This is a genomic window from Gardnerella sp. DNF00038 (genome assembly GCF_049262855.1).
Taxonomy (GTDB): domain Bacteria; phylum Actinomycetota; class Actinomycetes; order Actinomycetales; family Bifidobacteriaceae; genus Bifidobacterium; species Bifidobacterium vaginale.
The window spans coordinates 892,432-909,949 of record NZ_CP058407.1 but is presented as its reverse complement, the minus strand read 5'-3'; the positions used below and the strand labels follow the sequence as shown (position 1 = coordinate 909,949).

Here is a 17,518-nt window from a genome sequence, read left to right as displayed (position 1 = left end):
AGCGGAATATGGCTGGTCTGGGCGAGTTAGCTTTTGATTTGCATCATGCTAGCGAAGACGAGATTTTTCAAGCATTTGTTGATTGGGCTAAAGATAACAAGCATGTAGATTTGTGGCCGCATCAAGAAGAATCTGTTATGGATTTGCTTGCAGGAGACCATGTTATCTTAAATACTCCAACCGGTTCTGGAAAATCTCTAGTAGCGCTCGGCATGCATTTTGCAGCGCTCGCTACCGGCAGACGCTCCTACTATACTGCGCCAATTAAAGCTCTTGTTTCCGAAAAATTCTTCGATTTAGTTGCGATTTTTGGGCGCGACAACGTTGGCATGATTACAGGAGATTCGCATATTAACGCGGACGCTCCAATAATCTGCTGCACTGCAGAAATCTTAGCAAATCAAGCCTTACGCGAAGGCGCAAACGCTGAAGTCGATTGCGTTGCAATGGACGAATTCCACTACTATGGTGATCCAGAGCGCGGATGGGCTTGGCAAGTTCCGTTACTTACACTTCCAAATACGCAATTCTTACTTATGAGCGCAACTCTTGGAGACGTAACGGATATTGCGGAACGTTTAGAAAAATCAACAAAACGTAGTGTTGATATTATTGCTAATGCGCCAAGACCAATCCCACTCGAATACGAGTACACAGATAAGCCGCTTGCAACAACTGTAGAACTCTTATTTAACAAGGGTTTAACGCCAATCTATGTAGTTCATTTTTCGCAAGATGCAGCTCTAGAAACAGCTCAAGCGCTTGCAAGCACGGGGGTTTCTAGCAAAGATCAGCGAGACAAAATTGCTCAAGCTATTAAAGGCACTAAATTTACTACAGGTTTCGGCAAAATTTTGCAAAGGCTACTGCGCACGGGTGTAGGCGTACACCATGCTGGTATGCTTCCGCGCTACCGTAGGCTTGTCGAACAGTTAGCTCAGCAAGGATTGCTGCCCGTTATTTGTGGCACAGACACTCTCGGAGTTGGTATTAACGTGCCAATTCACTCGGTTGTTCTTACAGCTCTTACAAAATTTGATGGGAATCGTAGTAGAAAGCTTCGTGCTCGCGAGTTTCATCAAATTGCAGGACGTGCAGGCAGAATGGGATTCGATACTGAGGGCTTAGTAGTTGCAGAGGCTCCAGAGTTCGAGATTGAGAATGCGCGCGCTGTTGCAAAAGCTGGAAATGATCCTAAGAAGCTTAAAAAAGTTAAGCGTAAGAAAGCTCCAGAAGGCTTTGTAGTTTGGGGCGAGCTAACGTTTACTAAGCTTATTGAAAGCGCTCCAGAAACTTTGAATCCTCACATGGTTGTAACGCACTCAATGATTTTGAACGAAGTTACGCAAGGTGGGGATGCTAGAGCACGCGTTGAAAAACTTATTGAAGATAGTGCGCAAAAGCCGCAAGATAAAGAGAAATTGCTCGAGCGTTGCAACGATATTTTCCAAACTTTGCTCGATACTCAAGTTATTGAATGCAGAGAGCTTTCGGATGGTTCTTGTGATTATGATCTTGATGTTGCTATGCCAGAGGGCTTTGCGCTGGATCAGCCGCTTTCTCCATTCTTACTCGCAGCTTTGGAACTTCTAGACCCAGAATCTCCAAGCTATGCGCTTGATGTAATTTCTATGGTTGAAGCAACTTTAGATGATCCTAAGCCTGTGCTTCGCGCACAAGAGCGTAAGGCTCGCGATGCTGCAATGGCTGGTATGAAGGATGATGGCATTGATTACGAGGAGCGCATGGAACGCTTAGCGGAAGTTAGCTACCCTAAGCCTCTTGAAGATTTGCTTGAGCCTGCTTTTGCGCAATATCGCAAAGATGTTCCGTGGGCAAACGACTACTGGATTAAGCCTAAATCTGTACTTCGAGACATGGTTGAAACCGCATCCGATTTTACTGGATACATTTCTCGTTATGGCATTGCTAGAAGTGAGGGAACGCTTCTTCGTTACCTTTCGGACGCTTATCGTTCGCTTGCTCGTACTGTGCCAGAAGACATGCTTAACGAAGAATTACGTGATATTATTTCGTGGCTTCGTCTTGTTGTGCGATCTATTGATTCAAGTCTTGTTGACGAGTGGGAAAGTGCTGGAGGGTCGGACGCTGAAGCTAGCGCTGTAACTATGGCTGCGCCTGGAACTTCTGAGTCTGTAGTTGAGGATCGTCGTGGACTTATTGTGTTGATTCGAAACGCAATGTTCCGTCGCGTGCAGCTTATGGATTTGGAAGATGCGGATACTTTAGGAGAGCTTGACAAAGCTTGGGGTTACGGTGTTCACGAGTGGAATGATGTGCTTGACGACTATTACGATGAGCACGAGTATGTTGGTATCGATGCCAAGGCTAGAAGTGGCGACTTGTTTATTTTGGATGATTCTCTTGAGAAGAGTGAACATTCGTGGAAAGTTCGGCAAATTATTGACGATTCGGACGGAGACCATAATTGGGCTATTACTGGAATTGTTGATTTGGATTCCACACAAGATACAGGCGAAGTTGTGTTCTTTGACTACAGCGTGTCGCACGTGTGATTCTTAAAAATGTGCTAACAGAGCACAGAATGCAAAACACAGAATGCAGAATGCAATCGAACGTTTGTTCTATATGTAGTGTAAGCTGGTAATTATGGAGAAAGATTTATTTTCCGCAAGTAGTGCACCTAGCGATGTGACGCGTCCGTTGGCAGTGCGTATGCGCCCAAGCGCTATCGAAGACGTGCTTGGGCAGACTCATGCGCTAAAAGATGGTTCGCCTTTGCGCAGGCTTGCGAATCCGCAATCTAAAGGTTCTCTTACATCTCCAAGTTCTGTTGTGTTGTTTGGACCTCCAGGAGTTGGTAAAACTACGCTTGCTTATATTGTGGCTAGACAGTCTGGTCGCGTGTTTGAAGAGCTTTCTGCTGTAACTTCTGGAGTTAAAGATGTTCGAGCTGTGTTAGATCGAGCACATGAGCGTTTAGTTAGTAAAGGTCAAGAAACAGTTCTGTTTATTGACGAAGTTCACCGTTTTTCTAAATCACAGCAAGATGCTTTGCTTCCAAGCGTTGAAAATCGCGATGTAACTTTTATTGGAGCTACTACCGAAAACCCAAGTTTTTCAATCATTAAGCCACTACTTAGTAGATCAGTAGTTGTTAAACTTGAGTCTCTCAGTGTAGAAGATTTGCACACGCTTATAGAACGCGCAATTTCAAGCGAAAATGGTCTTAATGATCAGCTTAAAATCGACGATGATGCTATTGATTCAATTATTCGTTTAAGTGGGGGAGATGCTCGCAAAACTCTCACTATTTTAGAGGCGGCTGCAGGAGCAGTAACAGGAGATGTTGCGTTGCAGCATGGTAAAAATAAGCCTGTAATTACTGCTGATATTGTTTCTAATGTAATGGATACTACTACAGTTCGCTACGACAAAGATGGCGACGACCATTACGATGTGATTTCTGCTTTTATTAAGTCAATGCGTGGAAGTGATGTTGACGCTTCTTTGCATTATTTAGCGCGAATGCTTAGAGCTGGTGAAGACCCGCGTTTTATTGCAAGGCGAATTATGATTGCTGCTGCCGAAGAAGTTGGTATGGCGGCTCCACAAATTTTGCAAGTAACTGTTGCTGCAGCTCAAGCGGTTGCTCTAATTGGCATGCCAGAAGCGCGGATTATTCTTTCGGAAGCTGTGATTGCTGTAGCAACTGCTCCAAAATCAAACGCAAGCTATAATGCGATTAATAAGGCTTTGCAAGATGTTGATGCTGGAAATATTGGTCAAGTGCCTCTTCATCTGCGTAACGCGCCAACTGCTTTGATGAAAAGTTGGGGCAATCATGATGGGTACAAGTACGCTCACGATTATCCGGGTGCTGTTGTATCTCAGCAATATATGCCAGATGAGCTAGTTGGTCGCGAATATTATTACCCAAATAATCGCGGCTACGAGCACGAGATTTCGCAACGTTTATCTCAAATTCGCAATATTCTCCACAAATCTGCTGACAATAACTAAAGTCAATAATTAAAAGGCTTCTTAGAATTGTAAGAAGCCTTTTAATACAGTATTACTATTTTTTTAAGAGAGTTTTACTCGCGAACAAGCATAATGTGGTCAATATCTTCGCGATTTGAAACGCGGAACAGCACAAAGCGGTTGCCAATTACTTGCACAACTTCGGCACCAAGATGTTCTGCAAGTTCCTGCGCAGCTTCTTTAGCGCTTAATCCAGAGCCATCTTGTACAGCACACTTCATAAGTTCATGAGATTGCATTGTTTCGTCTGCTTGCTTAACAGCAGCATCGCTAATATCGTTTTTTCCAACGTAAAGCAATGGGCTTAAAGTGTTAGCGAGCGCGCGCAATTGCTTAATCTGCTTTTTAGTTAATGCCATTATTTTCCTTCCAAATCGCGTTCAACATGCGTAAAACGCTAAAACGTCAATTTTCAAAACATTAAAACGTCAAAACGCTATATTGTCAAACGCAATTATCGACAACCAACTATCGACTATTGATTATCTACTTGTAACGCTTAAATTTTCAATGCTTATCGGATTATACATTAACCGTAAGAATCCGCGTTCAATACGTTCAATGAGTTCAATATACAAATATTCCAGCAAAAATTATTCCGCACACAATAGCTAATGTAATTATTAAAAGTGCAAAGTCTTTTAAGCGCATTTTCTCCGTATGTAAGTGCGTGCGCTTTGATCCAGGAACGTAGCATCTAGAATCTAGTGCAAGCCCTAGTGTGTTTGCATGCCGAATCACGCTTGCAAATCCTGGAACTATAAGAGATGTTATTGCTCGCAATCGCTTTTTTATAGACCCGTCTTTTATGTTTCCGCCTCTTGCGATTTGAGCTAAGGCTACAGATTCTGCTTCTTTTGAAAGAGTCGGCAAAAAGCGCAAAGCAAGGCTCATAATAAGAGCAATTTCTTGACTTGGCAATCCTACGCTTTTAAGAGGCGAAATAATAGACGCGCATGCTTCAGTCAACCGCGTTTGGCTTATTGTTAGTACAATTATTGATCCGATTAGTATAACAAGCGAAAATCTTGAAGCGAAAAGTATTGCAAACTTTATTCCATCATCTGTTATTAATAGCGGTCCAATTTTAAAAATTTCTCTTCCAGAATGCACAACTAGAAGATTAAACATTCCAGAAAATACGAATATTGCAATAAACATATGCAATGACAACAATAATTTTATAGGTGATATTCTAGCGAGAAATATTAGAGCAAGCGTTGATAGTGCAAGAATTCCTAGTTGATAGAAGTTTGTAATACTAAACGCGCTAAACATAAGAATTAAGCATGATATTAGTATGATTCGCGTATTGAATAAGCTTAGCAATGACTTGTTTTTGATTTCGTTTTTCTTTTCGTTAACATTCTCGCTAGCATTTTCAAGCTTTTCGTCTTGCGCGTGTTCTTGAATCTCCTTCTTTTTGCGCGATTCTAACGTAACTATGCGCGCTCCAAGCGATTTTGCTTCGTTTAGATTGTGAGTAATAACAATAATTGTTATGCCTTTATTGTGTAAATCGCTTAAAATTTTTAGTACGATTTTTGCATACTCAAAATCTAATCCTGCTGTAGGCTCGTCTAAAACCAAAATTTTTGGATTGCAAGCTAAAACACCTGCGATTGCTGCTAGTCGTTGCTGTCCGCCAGAAAGTTCGAATGGGGATTTTTGTGCTAAGTGTTCAATATGCAATGATTTTAGTGCGTTCAATACTCTGGAATGTAATTCACGTCCTTCTAATCCAAAGTTTTTTGGCCCGTATGCTACGTCTTCAAAAACAGTTTGTGCAAAAAGTTGCTGTTCTGGCAATTGCATAACGTAACCAATGTTTTTGCGAATTTCTCGCATTTGCGATTTGCTTGTTTTTTCGCTAATTTTTATTCCGTTTACGCAAATGGAGCCAGAATCGTATTTAATAAGTGCGCATATTGCTTTTGCGAGCGTTGATTTTCCGCACCCGTTTTTTCCCATTATTGCAACGATTTCGCCTGATTTTACGCTTAGAGAATAGTCTCTTATTATTGGAGTTTGACTATTTGTATAGCTCACATTTAAATTCGATATTTCAATTGCTGTATTTGATTTTTTTGCATTTTCCGTCATGCTTTTTGATTCAATAACAGCTGGCGATTTTTCCGTGAAAAATTCATCTAATTCCAATAAACTTACATCACGCAATTTTCCATTTTCTAGCATCAATATTCGATCCGCATTTTTGCATTCGCTAATCTTATGCGTAACTTGTACGATTGTTGTGCCGCTCGTTTGCAATTTGTTAAAAAGCTTATTTACATCTTCTTTTGCGCAAGAATCAAGCATGCTTGTAGGCTCATCTAATACAAGAAGTTTTGATTTTGTAGCAATCGACGATGCAATAGCAACGCGCTGCTGCTGACCTCCACTCATATTGCTCGGGTCGCTAAAACGGTGATTTTCCATGTTTACAGCGCGTAAAGCATTGCTTATATTTTGCTTCATAAATTCTTTAGAAGCGCACAAGTTTTCAAGCCCAAAAGCAACATCGTCTTCTACAACTGTTGTAACGATTTGGTCTTCTGGGCTTTGAAACAATGCTCCAATAGATTCTCGTGCTTTTTGGTAAGCTTTTGAATCAACATTGTTTGCTTCAAAAACTTTTATTCCGCATAGCGTAACAATTCCAGAATCTGGGGAAGAAAGTCCTGCAATAATTTTAGCTAGCGTGGACTTTCCACTACCATTTTTGCCAATGATTGCGATTCTTTGACCATATGCAATTTCAAGATCTATTCCGTCTAGAATCCAAGTTTTTCCGCCATCGTAGCTAAAGCGAACTTTTTGCAAAGAAACAGCATTATCTTTTTTAGCAAAATAATCCGTATTGCTTTTTTCGACTTTGCAACATGTTTTATCTTGAATAACTTTATTGCTTTGCATAATCAGCTTGCTTTTTACTTAATTGACTAATGCTATTTTGGCTAATGCTATTTGTTTGCTATTTGTTGTAGTTAAGAAGCTTTGAAACAGGCTTATAAACAAGCATAGTTATTACGCAATGAATCGCAAGCTTAATAGCATTAAACGGTAGCAGAGCTGGAACTATAAGAGCGGCAACTTGTTCAACGCTCATATGGGCATAAAATGGCGTAATAATAAGATTTCCAACTATTGCAAGAGCAATCGCAACTACAGAGCCAACTATAAGCGAAATAATAGCGCCTTCTTTGGTTCTAATTTTTTTGTAGACGATTGCAGCGCTAACAGACGCGCCCATTGAAACCAATATTGCCATTATTGCGCCAAACGGGTTAGTAAAGAAGTGTGGAGCAAATCCTAGCACGCTTACGATTGCAGCGGCGAATGGTCCGTATGCAAATCCTGCAATTAAACACACAATTCCCGAAGGATCGTATTTAAGGTAGCTTAGGTCCGGAATAAGTGGAAATTCTATAAAGCTTACAGCAATAGAGAGCGCAACAAATAGCGCGTATTTAGCAATTTTTTCGCTTGACCAATAGTTTGTGCCAGAGTAAGTTGCGTGATTATTTGCTGTGTGATTGCTTGTTTTATGATTATTTTCGCGTGAAATGCTCATTAGAGCCTCCGTTTCTTTCATCCGGACTTTAACCGTTGGCTTCGGATTTTAACCGAATCAGCAGCGCGTTGCCGCTCGCGGGCTTCGAGAAAATTCACTAATACAAGAATTACCTCGTTACCGCCAGTAAGGATTTTCACCTTCCCTGAAACTACACTTTATTTTTATCTTATGCTATGAACATTTATCTGAAAATGAAGTTTGTACTAAAAAATTTGAATTTTATTAATAATATTGATGGCAATGCTAGTGTAATATTAAAAATATGAGCGAAGTTATAAATGATAATACTATTGATAAGCTTGCTGTTGTTGTAGTTACTTATAAGCGTCAGGAGTTGCTTGAAAATCTGTTTAAATCTTTTGAACGATTAAATCAATGCCCATGGAGGATTGTTGTTGTAGACAATGAGAAGAGTGAAAAAACTCGTGATATGGTGCAAGATTTAGATGATGTTCTTACACGTCGCTGGGGTTCTGCTAGCGTGGATAATTTTGGCGATTCAAACCGCGTTGTTTACGCGCCTCAAAGCAGCAATCTTGGGGGAGCTGGCGGTTTTAGTGCTGGTGTTAAAAAAGCGTATGAACTTGGCGCGCAGTGGTTCTGGGTTATGGACGATGATGTTGAAACTGTTCCAGAATCTATTGAACGTCTTTCAAAGTGGACTAAAAGCCACGATGTGATTCAAGGCAGCCGTTTAGACTACGACGGTGGCGATTTTTATTGGCAATATAAATTTATTGTTTCTCTTGGAATCCCTAACCCAATTGCTCCAGCAGCATTTGGACCATCTGGGTATCGCGTTATGAACACTATGTGCTTTGAAGGCGGATTATTTAAGCGCAATATTGTAGAGAAAATCGGTTTGCCAGATCCGCATTATTTTATTTATTGGGATGACACAACTTACGGATACCTTGCTAGCAAAGTTACGAATCCGATTGTTGTAAAAGATGTTATTCTTCGTAGAACTCGTAATATTCCTAATTGGGATATTGCTGGCGTTCGTCAACTAAATTCTACTTCTGACATGAATCGTTACCATATTATGCGAAATCGTGGTTTTATGGCGCGATACTTTATGATTCATGGCGATTATCGACCATTTATGTTTGCTCTTGGAACAGCATTAACTGCTGCAAAAGAGTTTATTAGGCTTGTTGCTGTAGATCGTGAGCATATTTTAAGTGGTGTTAAAAAGCTTTTTACTGGTTGGATTGCAAGCAGAAAAATTTTGCATGATCCTAATTGGAAGCCAATGCCTCCGTTGAAATAGTGTACAAAAATTAAGTCTTAAAACATCTTAAAACATAAACTAAAAGCCACCTAGCATTTGCTAAGTGGCTTTTAGTTTTTTTTTATTTTATCTCTTTTTCAGTGGGAGAGGTCGATTACCATTCGACCGCGAATCTTACCGCTGAGCATCTCGTCGAAGATGTCGTTAATGTCTTCCATCTTGCGCATATGGCACTGTGGAAGAACCTTGCCTTCAGCACCAAACTGGAACGCTTCTTCCAAATCCTTACGAGTTCCAACAAGAGAACCAACCAAGCGGATTCCGTCAAGAACAAGGCGAGGAATGCTAAGTTCCATTTCTTCTGGTGGAAGACCAACAGCTGCAACAGTGCCGCCTGCTCGCACAGAGTCAACTGCGCTGTTAAAAGCAGCCTTGCTTACAGCGGTTACGACAGCGCCATGAGCGCCGCCTACCTTCTTCATAGCAAATTCAGGAACATTTTCCTTAAGTGGGTTCACGCACAAATCTGCGCCATATTCCTTAGCAAATTCAAGCTGAGCATCGTTAACATCTACTGCGATTACGTGCGCACCAAATACGTTCTTTGCATATTGCAACGCAAGATTACCAAGACCGCCAAGACCGAATAAAATAAGCCATTCGCCTGGATGTACGCCAGATTCCTTAATAGCCTTGTAGGTTGTAACGCCAGCGCAAGTGATGGAGCTTGCAGGAGCTGGATCCAAGCCTTCTGGGACCTTTACTGCGTAGTCTGCTGCGACGATGCACTCTTGAGACATGCCACCATCGGCAGTGTATCCTGCGTTCAAAACGCTACGGCAAAGTGTTTCTCTGCCTGTGGTGCAATATTCGCAATGTCCGCAACCCTTGAAGAACCATGCTACAGATGCACGGTCGCCTGGCTTTAATGTTGTAACACCAGGGCCAACTTCCTTAACAATACCAATACCTTCGTGTCCAAGAACAACGCCTGTTTTATCGCCAAAATCTTGGTTCTTAACGTGAAGATCGGTGTGGCATACGCCGCAGCACTCCATATCGAGTAAGGCCTCACCAAATTCCAATGGGCGGAGTTCCTTCTCTACAACCTGAGCCTTCTTATCTTTGGTTGCAACAATAGCCTTCATAGAAACCTCCTTGTTCTATGCTTCATCTTTGAAAAACATTACCTTTTCGGTTTCTTTTACCTGTTTGGTAAAAGCTATCTTTTATTCTACATTATTTTTACGATTTTTCATGATAAAAATCACATTTTAAGAAAAATTTTATAAAAATTTATGGCTTAATGATAATAATTATCGTAATCAATATTTTTCTTTTATTCAACACTCCGTAAAATTGCATGTATATTGCAGAAAAATCACTATAAATTTTTATTTTTACTCATAACTTGCATTTAAAAAGAAATCAGGCTATTATGACATTTTGTTTGCGGACATAGCTTAGTTGGTAAAGCGCAACCTTGCCAAGGTTGAGACCGCGGGTTCGAGTCCCGTTGTCCGCTCCATTTTTTTTTCTTCTGCTTTTGTCATATTTTTTAGTTTGTTTTAGTCATCTTTGTTTTATGAAAATATAAATTTATTAAATAGTTATTGACATACAATATCTAGCGCTATAGATGTTGTCTATACATATAGTCTTTTTGATATAAATAATCTATCATGATTTTAATGCTGAATTCTGATTCTAAATAATTAGATTTAGCAAATAGGTCAAAATATTGCTAATTGCAAAAAATGAAAATTTTTTAAATAAACAATTAAAGATTGGAGTTGTTATGAGCCTTATTGGTACGCATATTCTTCCGTTTAAAGTAAACGGATATAAAAATGGTGAATTTGTAGAAGTAAGCGATAATGATGTTCTTGGAAAGTGGGCTATATTCTTCTTCTATCCAGCAGACTTTTCGTTTGTGTGCCCAACAGAGCTTGAAGATCTTGCAAATCACTACGAAGATCTTCAAAAATTAGGCGTAGAAGTTTATTCTGTTTCAACAGACACTCATTTTGTTCACAAAGCTTGGCACGATGACTCTAAAGCTATTGCAAAAGTAAAATACACAATGCTTGGAGATCCAAACGGCGCGCTCTCTAAAAACTTTAATGCTTTGAATGAGGAATCTGGTTTAGCTCATCGCGCAACATTCTTGGTTGATCCTCAAGGAAATATTCAATTCTACGAGATGACAGCAGATGGAATCGGCAGAAATGCAGATGAGATGCTTCGCAAAGTTAAAGCTGCTCAATTTATTGCATCCCATCCAGGAGAAGTATGTCCAGCAAAGTGGGAGCAGGGAGAAGAAACACTTGCTCCATCTATTGACTTGGTTGGGAAGATCTGATTTTTTAAAAGTCTGATTTTCTAATAATTAATTTACTGCTAAAGATCTGCTACTTAAGAATAGAAAGTGAAAATAATGTCTTTATTGGATTCAAACTTAACTACTCAACTTGCTGGATTATTAACAAAAATGGTTAATCCTATTAATCTTGTTGCATATGTTGATAGTAGTAAAAATTCTCAAAAAGTTATTGAGCTTTTAAATAAAGTAGCAGATCAAAGCAGCAAAATCACTGTTATAGAAGGTGATAAAAGTCGCGTAAATCGCAAACCAAGTTTCGCAGTACTTAATCCACAAACTAATGTGTCTGTAAGCTTTGCTGGTTTACCTCTTGGACACGAGTTTAGCTCTTTAGTTTTAGCGATTTTGCAAGTAAGCGGTTACGCTCCCAAAATAAGCGATGGTCAGCGCAAAGCAATTTTGAGCATTGGAAGTCATGAAGTTACAACATACATGTCTGTTACTTGCATTAATTGCCCAGAGGTTGTTCAATCGCTTAATACAATTTCGATTATTAATCCTAAAGTAAAACATATTGCTGTAGAAGGGAGCGCTTTTAAAGACGAGGTAGATTCTCTTGGCGTAATGAGTGTTCCTGCAGTTTTTGAAAACGGAAAAATGATTTCTTCTGGAAGATCATCTATAGACGAATTAGTTGCGATTCTTTTAAGTCAAGAGGAAAATAGCGATTCAAGCAATTCTAAGGTTTCTGTCGATTCTTCACTAGCACAAAAAATGAACGCCAAAAATCCGTACGACGTTATTCTTGTAGGTGGAGGCCCTGCTGCAAGCGCCGCAGCGATTTACACAGCTAGAAAAGGCCTTAAAACAGCAATGATTATGGACCACAGAGGCGGTCAAGTTGTTGAAACAGAAAGCATTGAAAATCATATTTCGCAAACGCACACAACAGGCGCAAAGCTTGCTAACGATTTAACAAACCACATTGCTCAATATGACATTGACGTATTTACTCCCGATTGGGCTACATCTTTAGATATTGCTGAAGAATCTTACGGATTGCACACAATTAGTACTAAATCTGGCGGAAGCTTAAAAGCTAAAGCAGTGATTATTGCAACAGGCGCTACATGGAGAACACTTGGCATTCCTGGGGAAGACGAATATAGAAACAAGGGAGTGTCGTTCTGCCCGCATTGCGATGGTCCATTATTTAAAAATAAGAATGTTGTAGTTGTTGGCGGAGGAAATTCTGGAGTCGAAGCTGCAATAGACTTAGCAGGTGTTGCAAATCACGTTACTCTAATCGAGTATATGAACACGCTTAAAGCAGATCAAATATTAGTTAATGCTCTAAATAATCTTTCTAATACTACTGTAATAACAGGTGCTGCTCTTAGTTCTATAGAAGGAGACGGAACAAAGGTTATTGCAGTACGTTATAAAGATCGCAATGCTAATAATGGTGAAAATAGTGAGAAAATTTTGCACACAGACGGCGTGTTTGTTCAAATTGGTTTAATGCCAAATACTAAATGGATTTCAAACAAACTAAGCTTAAATAATCGTTCGGAAATAGTAACAGATAGAAAAGGGTGCACGAGTGTTCATGGCATTTTTGCTGCTGGCGATTGCACAGATGAGCCTTATAAGCAAATTGTTACAGCATATGGATCTGGAGCAAACGCGGCTCTTAGTGCATTCGACTATCTAATTAGAAATGTGTAAAACTAGATTAACTTTTAACGCATAAGCTTTTGATACTTAAAATTTATATATATTATATTCTTACTACTTTTAATAAGAAAGATGATTACGTGAACATTAAATCACTTGAATACTTAATTGCTTTTGCAAAAGAGGAAAGTTTTACAAAAGCAGCTGAACGTATGCACGTTTCTCAACCAACGTTGTCTACGCAAATTAAAAAGTTAGAAGATTTGCTTGGAGTTTGTCTTATTGAAAGAACTCCTGGAAAGCAAATTCTAACTCCAGCAGGCAGAGAAGTCGTGTATTATGCAAAGCGTATTCATGCCGACGTTTCAAGTATTTATCAAGCAGCAAGGCGATTAGAAGACCCATGGTCATCTACTATAGTTTTAGGCGTTTTTCCAACATTATGCCCTTATCTTTTGCCAAGAATAATGCCAGTTTTGCGTAAAGTTAAGCCGAATTTTAATATTCGATTTGTTGAAGAAAAGTCTGCTAGCCTTGTAGAAATGTTGCATAGTGGTCAGATTGATGGCGCAATATTAAGCGAGCAATTAAATGAATCTTCTTTGAAAGTAAAACATATTTTTGACGAGGACTTTTTATTGGCTGCTTCTACAAATTCGCAGTTTGGTCATGAAAAAACTCCGATTGATGTTTCGCAATTGTCTAGCCAAAAAGTGCTACTTTTAGAAGATGGTCATTGCATGCGTAGAAGCATGATAGATGTATGTCAAAAAGTTGGTGCAAAACAGTCTGAATTTTATGCTACGTCTTTGGAAACCTTACGATACATGGTTGTTGGAAGTAAAGATGTGACTTTGCTTCCGCGTCTTTCTATTCTTCCTCCAATTGTTCAGCCATCAGGATTAACAATTCGCGAGTTTAAAGATCCAAAACCATATCGTTCGCTGTATTTAAACTGGAGAGCAGCTTCTCCAGTGGATCAAATTATGGACGGTTTAGCTAAGATTATTTCTGGTGCATGCGTGAATTTGCATAAGTGAAGTTAATAAAATTTATATTTTTAAACTTTAAAAGCAATTAAAGCATTCACATGTTAGATTAAAACAAGATTGAAATGAAATATAATTTGATTTTGTTCTAAAAGAGTTAAAACATATTCTACTTCTAATTGTGTTTTTCGAACCGATAATCAGCTATACTTAAAATGTTTGAGTAAGAATAAATGCAACACGTATGGAAATCACTTAAATATTTAGTTTTACGGGTTTTACGAAAATAGTAGTTGGCTTTAAAACGAAAGAACGAGGAATATGCAAGACGAAGTGCAATCTAGCAAGAAAATAGATTCTGCCGAAAGTAGTGAAAAAAATCGCTCAGATATTGCAGATGATAGTATGCAGATTGTGCAGGAAACCATTAAAACATTGTGGGAAAATAGAGAATCTATTCCAGTTAGGATATTTTCTAAAAAGCATATTTTTAAAGATTTTCCAATGATGCCAAAAAACGTAAAGTTAGGTTGGATTAAACTTTCTGGGAAAAAACATGGTATAGCTATTGGATTATTCAATGATGATTGCAAACGTTTTCGTCAGCTTGCTGTTGCAGATTTTGAAGGTCGTGTTTATACAGGACATGACATTTCTATTGAAGATACGATGGAAAGAATACCAGAGTTATCTTTTGTAGAACAAAATTCTATGACTCTTAAAGATTCGTTACGTTTCTATGGTGTTGATGATAGGAAAATTACTCATGCGAGTCATGCGCGTAAAAAAGTAAATTCAATCAATAAAAATAATCGTGAATCTGATTTAGTTGTTATAAGAGGAGATGTAGTTGTTCAGCTATCACAAGATGAAGGCATGCAATGGGTATCATCTTGGATTCGTAAAGTTAATGACAAAAAAGAAGCATATACTCTTGAAGAAACTAGAGTTTTGCTTCCTGACAGACTCCGTTGCAATCTTTCATACTGCGATGCTATTTCAACATCTTTCTTTGCATCGTTCTTTATTCCAGATATAACTAGAGCGTTTAGCGGTTTCGGATCTGGCAATATTTTTAGGCGTCTTACAAAGGAAGCCCCTCTTGGAGCTATTAGAAGAAGCATTATGGATTCAAAAGTGGCGGAAAAAGCAGGTTTGCGTGTTTCGTCAATGGAAAAATATTTTGCTTATCTTATGTTAGATTCTGGCGCTTTAGAACATAGTGGTCCGCTTGAAGCTGTTCATGGAGCAGAACGCTTACATTTGCAAAAGTCGCAAGTTTCAGACGCTAATTTCCTAGTATGGGATGATTCTTTAGAAGCAAAAGCTGCGTTGAAAGTATTGCGAATAGAAGGTGCTATTAACCGTTTCCAGTCCATTAGTAGTTGTTTAGAAGAAAATTGCGCTAATGGCGGTAATTTAACGGAAAATTCTGTAAACTTTGGTCAAATATCTGAAATAGATTTATCGTTTATAGAAGATCCAGCGTTTTGTGCTAACGGCGAATTGGATATGAATAGTTTTGGTAATCCTTTACAAGACGACAATATTCGCCCATTAATGCACTTGTGGAATACTGCAAAAAAATCTAACGACCTTTATATTTACAAGTCAGATGGATCTTCTAATTGCGAATGGTCTTATAGACAAAGATTATCTGGATTAATTAGAAGTCTTTATTTACCATTTAGGTTTGATACTGATTTTCGCTCTAATCTAGAAGACGGTAATGTTGCATTAGCATTTATGGCAACTGGCAGTTCGATGATGCCGACTAGAAGATTTGATTCTGCTAACCAAAAATGGATTACTTTAACTAATGCAGATAAGTCTCGTATGACAACTGATTACAATCTTCGACTTGGAATAATCATGGCAACCCTTGCATTTGGAGCAAGTGAAGAAGTACAGAATGTATCTATAAGATTAGATTCAATAGGCTTAGAAGAAATGGTTGCTGCTCAAGATGATGCTATGAGTAAAATCCTAAATCAAACAATTAATGCTTTGAATAATATGAATCGTGAGGCAGCTCGTTCTAAAGGCGATCCTAAAGATGGAGATATTCATGGAGATGTTAATAACGGACTAGCGAATGTGCAAGATTTACAAAACTTCACTAATCATACTATTCTTCACGAAGATGAAGTGACTGTGCCTGATAGTAGTAATAAAGCCACCAGTAGCAAATCGATAAATTCTAGTGATAGCTACAGTGATACTGAGATTAGTGATAGCAATACGAACGATATTGGATCAGATCCTATTGAACCTAATCCTATGGATGCTTTTAGCAAATACCCAACTGTAAAGTCTTTATTGACAGTCACATTCAATCGTGAATCTTTTATAAAACATATTCGTGCAAATGGGTTGAATAATCCTCTTGGCGCATACAAAAAATTTAACGCAAATATGAAAATAGATGAAGAAGGCGCATTAAACCCGATTGAACCAAGCTTTGATCTGAGAGATAGTTGTTTTTCTCCTCATGGAGCACAGGAGGAACCTGAGTTTTCAGATGTAATTTTTGACATCAAATCTCAAAAAACATTAGGTACTACCAACTCTAAAGGTCTTTCAATTCAAAGAGAAGATTTATTACAACAGGCTGTTGCGGATTTTCATCACATATCGTCAGAAGTAATGATATCTAATGCAGAAAAAGCTCGTATGGCAATGGATATTGTGGAAAGTATTGACGATCCAGAATTAAATGAGAAAGCAAATCTTATAACAAGCGCTTTAATAGACGAAAAAGAAATACCCGAAATATCTTTTAAAGTTTCAAAAGACATTTATAATATGAGACTTCATGCTCATGAGCAATTTATGAGTGGAGACTTGGAAAATGCCATCGAAGAATACGAAAATGCAGTAAAACATTTCGATTCCATGTTTTCCTTCAACGATGTTGTACCAAGATACTTTAATTCCTACGCAGAGCGAGTTGTATACAATCGAATATTTGCAACCCAAAATGAACGTATGATACTTATACCAGATGGTCTTTTTTACGCGCATATGGAGTTAGCAGACTTACTAACTCAACTCAGCAGGCATGAGGATGCACTAAAACACTTAAACACAATGGTTTCATACGCTCCAACATATGTTATTTCTCATCTCAAGTTAGCTTCACAGCTTACAGAGAAAGAAGATTGGACTTCTGTAGAAGCAGTGTGTCTAAACGCATTACCAGTATGCTTTGATAGAGAAGACGCCGCTTTTATATATTACAGACTTGCTTACGCAGAGTGGATGCAAGATAATTTCCCTCTTGCTGTAGCATCATATAAAATGGCAGACAATTTATCTTCTGGAAAAATTGAGTCTATTGAAATAGAGCTTGATGAATTACTGAGCCGTATGCAGTCACAGTGCATTCCAGCTCCTAATGATATGTCTCAAGTAGAAGAAGTTTTAAAAATAAACAATGTTCCAAAATGGCCAGATGTTGAAGCTTATGAGATTATTGATGAAGCTGCAAAAATAACAGTAAACGAGGGAATGTTTGTTATTGCACGAACGCTTTCCGTTGCAAGAGCAAGAATGCTGTTCAGCAACAATTCATCAGATAACGTTGTTCAAATGCAGTTTTTGCGCTCGCTTAACTCATAAACAACTCTTATTAAATAGTAATTATAATCAGTTATTGACTCCTGTCTGGTAGATAGGATAATGAAAAGGTT

11 protein-coding genes, 1 tRNA gene and 1 riboswitch are annotated in these 17,518 nt (G+C 38.7%); of the genes, 8 read left to right on the top strand and 4 right to left on the bottom strand.

Features of this window, described 5'->3' with window-relative positions; translation table 11 throughout:
- Positions 1–8: 8 nt before the first annotated feature.
- A complete protein-coding gene (locus HXT19_RS03545; RefSeq protein ID WP_422119621.1) occupies positions 9–2,537 on the top strand; it encodes a DEAD/DEAH box helicase in 2,529 nt (842 codons plus the stop codon).
- A gap of 94 nt (positions 2,538–2,631) precedes the next feature.
- Entirely contained in the window at positions 2,632–4,005 is a 1,374-nt protein-coding gene (locus tag HXT19_RS03540) for a replication-associated recombination protein A (protein ID WP_422119620.1), read from the top strand.
- A gap of 74 nt (positions 4,006–4,079) precedes the next feature.
- Here HXT19_RS03540 and HXT19_RS03535 read toward each other — a convergent pair whose 3' ends face one another.
- From HXT19_RS03535 to HXT19_RS03525, 3 genes are all read right to left on the bottom strand, one after another.
- Entirely contained in the window at positions 4,080–4,385 is a 306-nt protein-coding gene (locus HXT19_RS03535) for a YhbY family RNA-binding protein (RefSeq protein WP_004117809.1), read from the bottom strand.
- Positions 4,386–4,593: 208 nt separating this feature from the next.
- Positions 4,594–6,942 carry an energy-coupling factor transporter ATPase gene (locus HXT19_RS03530; protein ID WP_116437127.1) on the bottom strand — a complete coding sequence of 783 codons (2,349 nt, stop codon included), beginning with the start codon at positions 6,940–6,942 and terminating at the stop codon, positions 4,594–4,596.
- A gap of 58 nt (positions 6,943–7,000) precedes the next feature.
- Positions 7,001–7,600 carry an ECF transporter S component gene (locus tag HXT19_RS03525; protein WP_014554574.1) on the bottom strand — a complete coding sequence of 200 codons (600 nt, stop codon included), beginning with the start codon at positions 7,598–7,600 and terminating at the stop codon, positions 7,001–7,003.
- 5 nt (positions 7,601–7,605) lie between these two features.
- A riboswitch (FMN riboswitch) is annotated at positions 7,606–7,757 on the bottom strand.
- A 108-nt stretch (positions 7,758–7,865) separates the two neighbouring features.
- Here HXT19_RS03525 and HXT19_RS03520 point away from each other — a divergent pair.
- Positions 7,866–8,876 carry a glycosyltransferase gene (locus HXT19_RS03520; protein ID WP_004111565.1) on the top strand — a complete coding sequence of 337 codons (1,011 nt, stop codon included), beginning with the start codon at positions 7,866–7,868 and terminating at the stop codon, positions 8,874–8,876.
- A gap of 98 nt (positions 8,877–8,974) precedes the next feature.
- Here the strand turns inward: HXT19_RS03520 and adhP are convergent, their stop codons facing one another.
- On the bottom strand, positions 8,975–9,985 hold the full coding sequence (gene adhP / locus HXT19_RS03515; RefSeq protein ID WP_004111567.1) for an alcohol dehydrogenase AdhP: 1,011 nt from the start codon (positions 9,983–9,985) through the stop codon (positions 8,975–8,977).
- 304 nt (positions 9,986–10,289) lie between these two features.
- Here adhP and HXT19_RS03510 point away from each other — a divergent pair.
- From HXT19_RS03510 to HXT19_RS03490, 5 genes are all read left to right on the top strand, one after another.
- Positions 10,290–10,365, top strand: a tRNA-Gly gene (locus HXT19_RS03510).
- Positions 10,366–10,635: 270 nt separating this feature from the next.
- Positions 10,636–11,199: an alkyl hydroperoxide reductase subunit C gene (gene ahpC, locus HXT19_RS03505; protein WP_004111569.1), complete on the top strand. Its 564-nt coding sequence runs from the start codon at positions 10,636–10,638 to the stop codon at positions 11,197–11,199.
- Positions 11,200–11,274: 75 nt separating this feature from the next.
- Positions 11,275–12,888 (top strand): alkyl hydroperoxide reductase subunit F, encoded by a 1,614-nt coding sequence (ahpF, locus tag HXT19_RS03500; RefSeq protein WP_422119619.1) that lies wholly within the window; start codon positions 11,275–11,277, stop codon positions 12,886–12,888.
- Positions 12,889–12,977: 89 nt separating this feature from the next.
- Complete coding sequence (locus HXT19_RS03495; RefSeq protein WP_004115065.1) at positions 12,978–13,877, top strand: LysR substrate-binding domain-containing protein; 900 nt, start codon at positions 12,978–12,980, stop codon at positions 13,875–13,877.
- A 270-nt stretch (positions 13,878–14,147) separates the two neighbouring features.
- The gene (locus HXT19_RS03490; RefSeq protein WP_014554576.1) at positions 14,148–17,447 is read left to right on the top strand and encodes a tetratricopeptide repeat protein; all 3,300 of its coding nucleotides are present in this window, start codon (positions 14,148–14,150) and stop codon (positions 17,445–17,447) included.
- Positions 17,448–17,518: the final 71 nt, after the last annotated feature.

Coding starts and splice junctions, on each gene's coding strand:
- HXT19_RS03520 (WP_004111565.1), top strand. CDS start 7,866: ATGAGCGAAGTTATAAATGATAATACTATTGATAAGCTTGCTGTTGTT.
- HXT19_RS03530 (WP_116437127.1), bottom strand. CDS start 6,942: ATGCAAAGCAATAAAGTTATTCAAGATAAAACATGTTGCAAAGTCGAA.
- adhP (WP_004111567.1), bottom strand. CDS start 9,985: ATGAAGGCTATTGTTGCAACCAAAGATAAGAAGGCTCAGGTTGTAGAG.
- HXT19_RS03490 (WP_014554576.1), top strand. CDS start 14,148: ATGCAAGACGAAGTGCAATCTAGCAAGAAAATAGATTCTGCCGAAAGT.
- ahpC (WP_004111569.1), top strand. CDS start 10,636: ATGAGCCTTATTGGTACGCATATTCTTCCGTTTAAAGTAAACGGATAT.
- HXT19_RS03540 (WP_422119620.1), top strand. CDS start 2,632: ATGGAGAAAGATTTATTTTCCGCAAGTAGTGCACCTAGCGATGTGACG.
- HXT19_RS03545 (WP_422119621.1), top strand. CDS start 9: ATGGCTGGTCTGGGCGAGTTAGCTTTTGATTTGCATCATGCTAGCGAA.
- HXT19_RS03525 (WP_014554574.1), bottom strand. CDS start 7,600: ATGAGCATTTCACGCGAAAATAATCATAAAACAAGCAATCACACAGCA.
- ahpF (WP_422119619.1), top strand. CDS start 11,275: ATGTCTTTATTGGATTCAAACTTAACTACTCAACTTGCTGGATTATTA.
- HXT19_RS03535 (WP_004117809.1), bottom strand. CDS start 4,385: ATGGCATTAACTAAAAAGCAGATTAAGCAATTGCGCGCGCTCGCTAAC.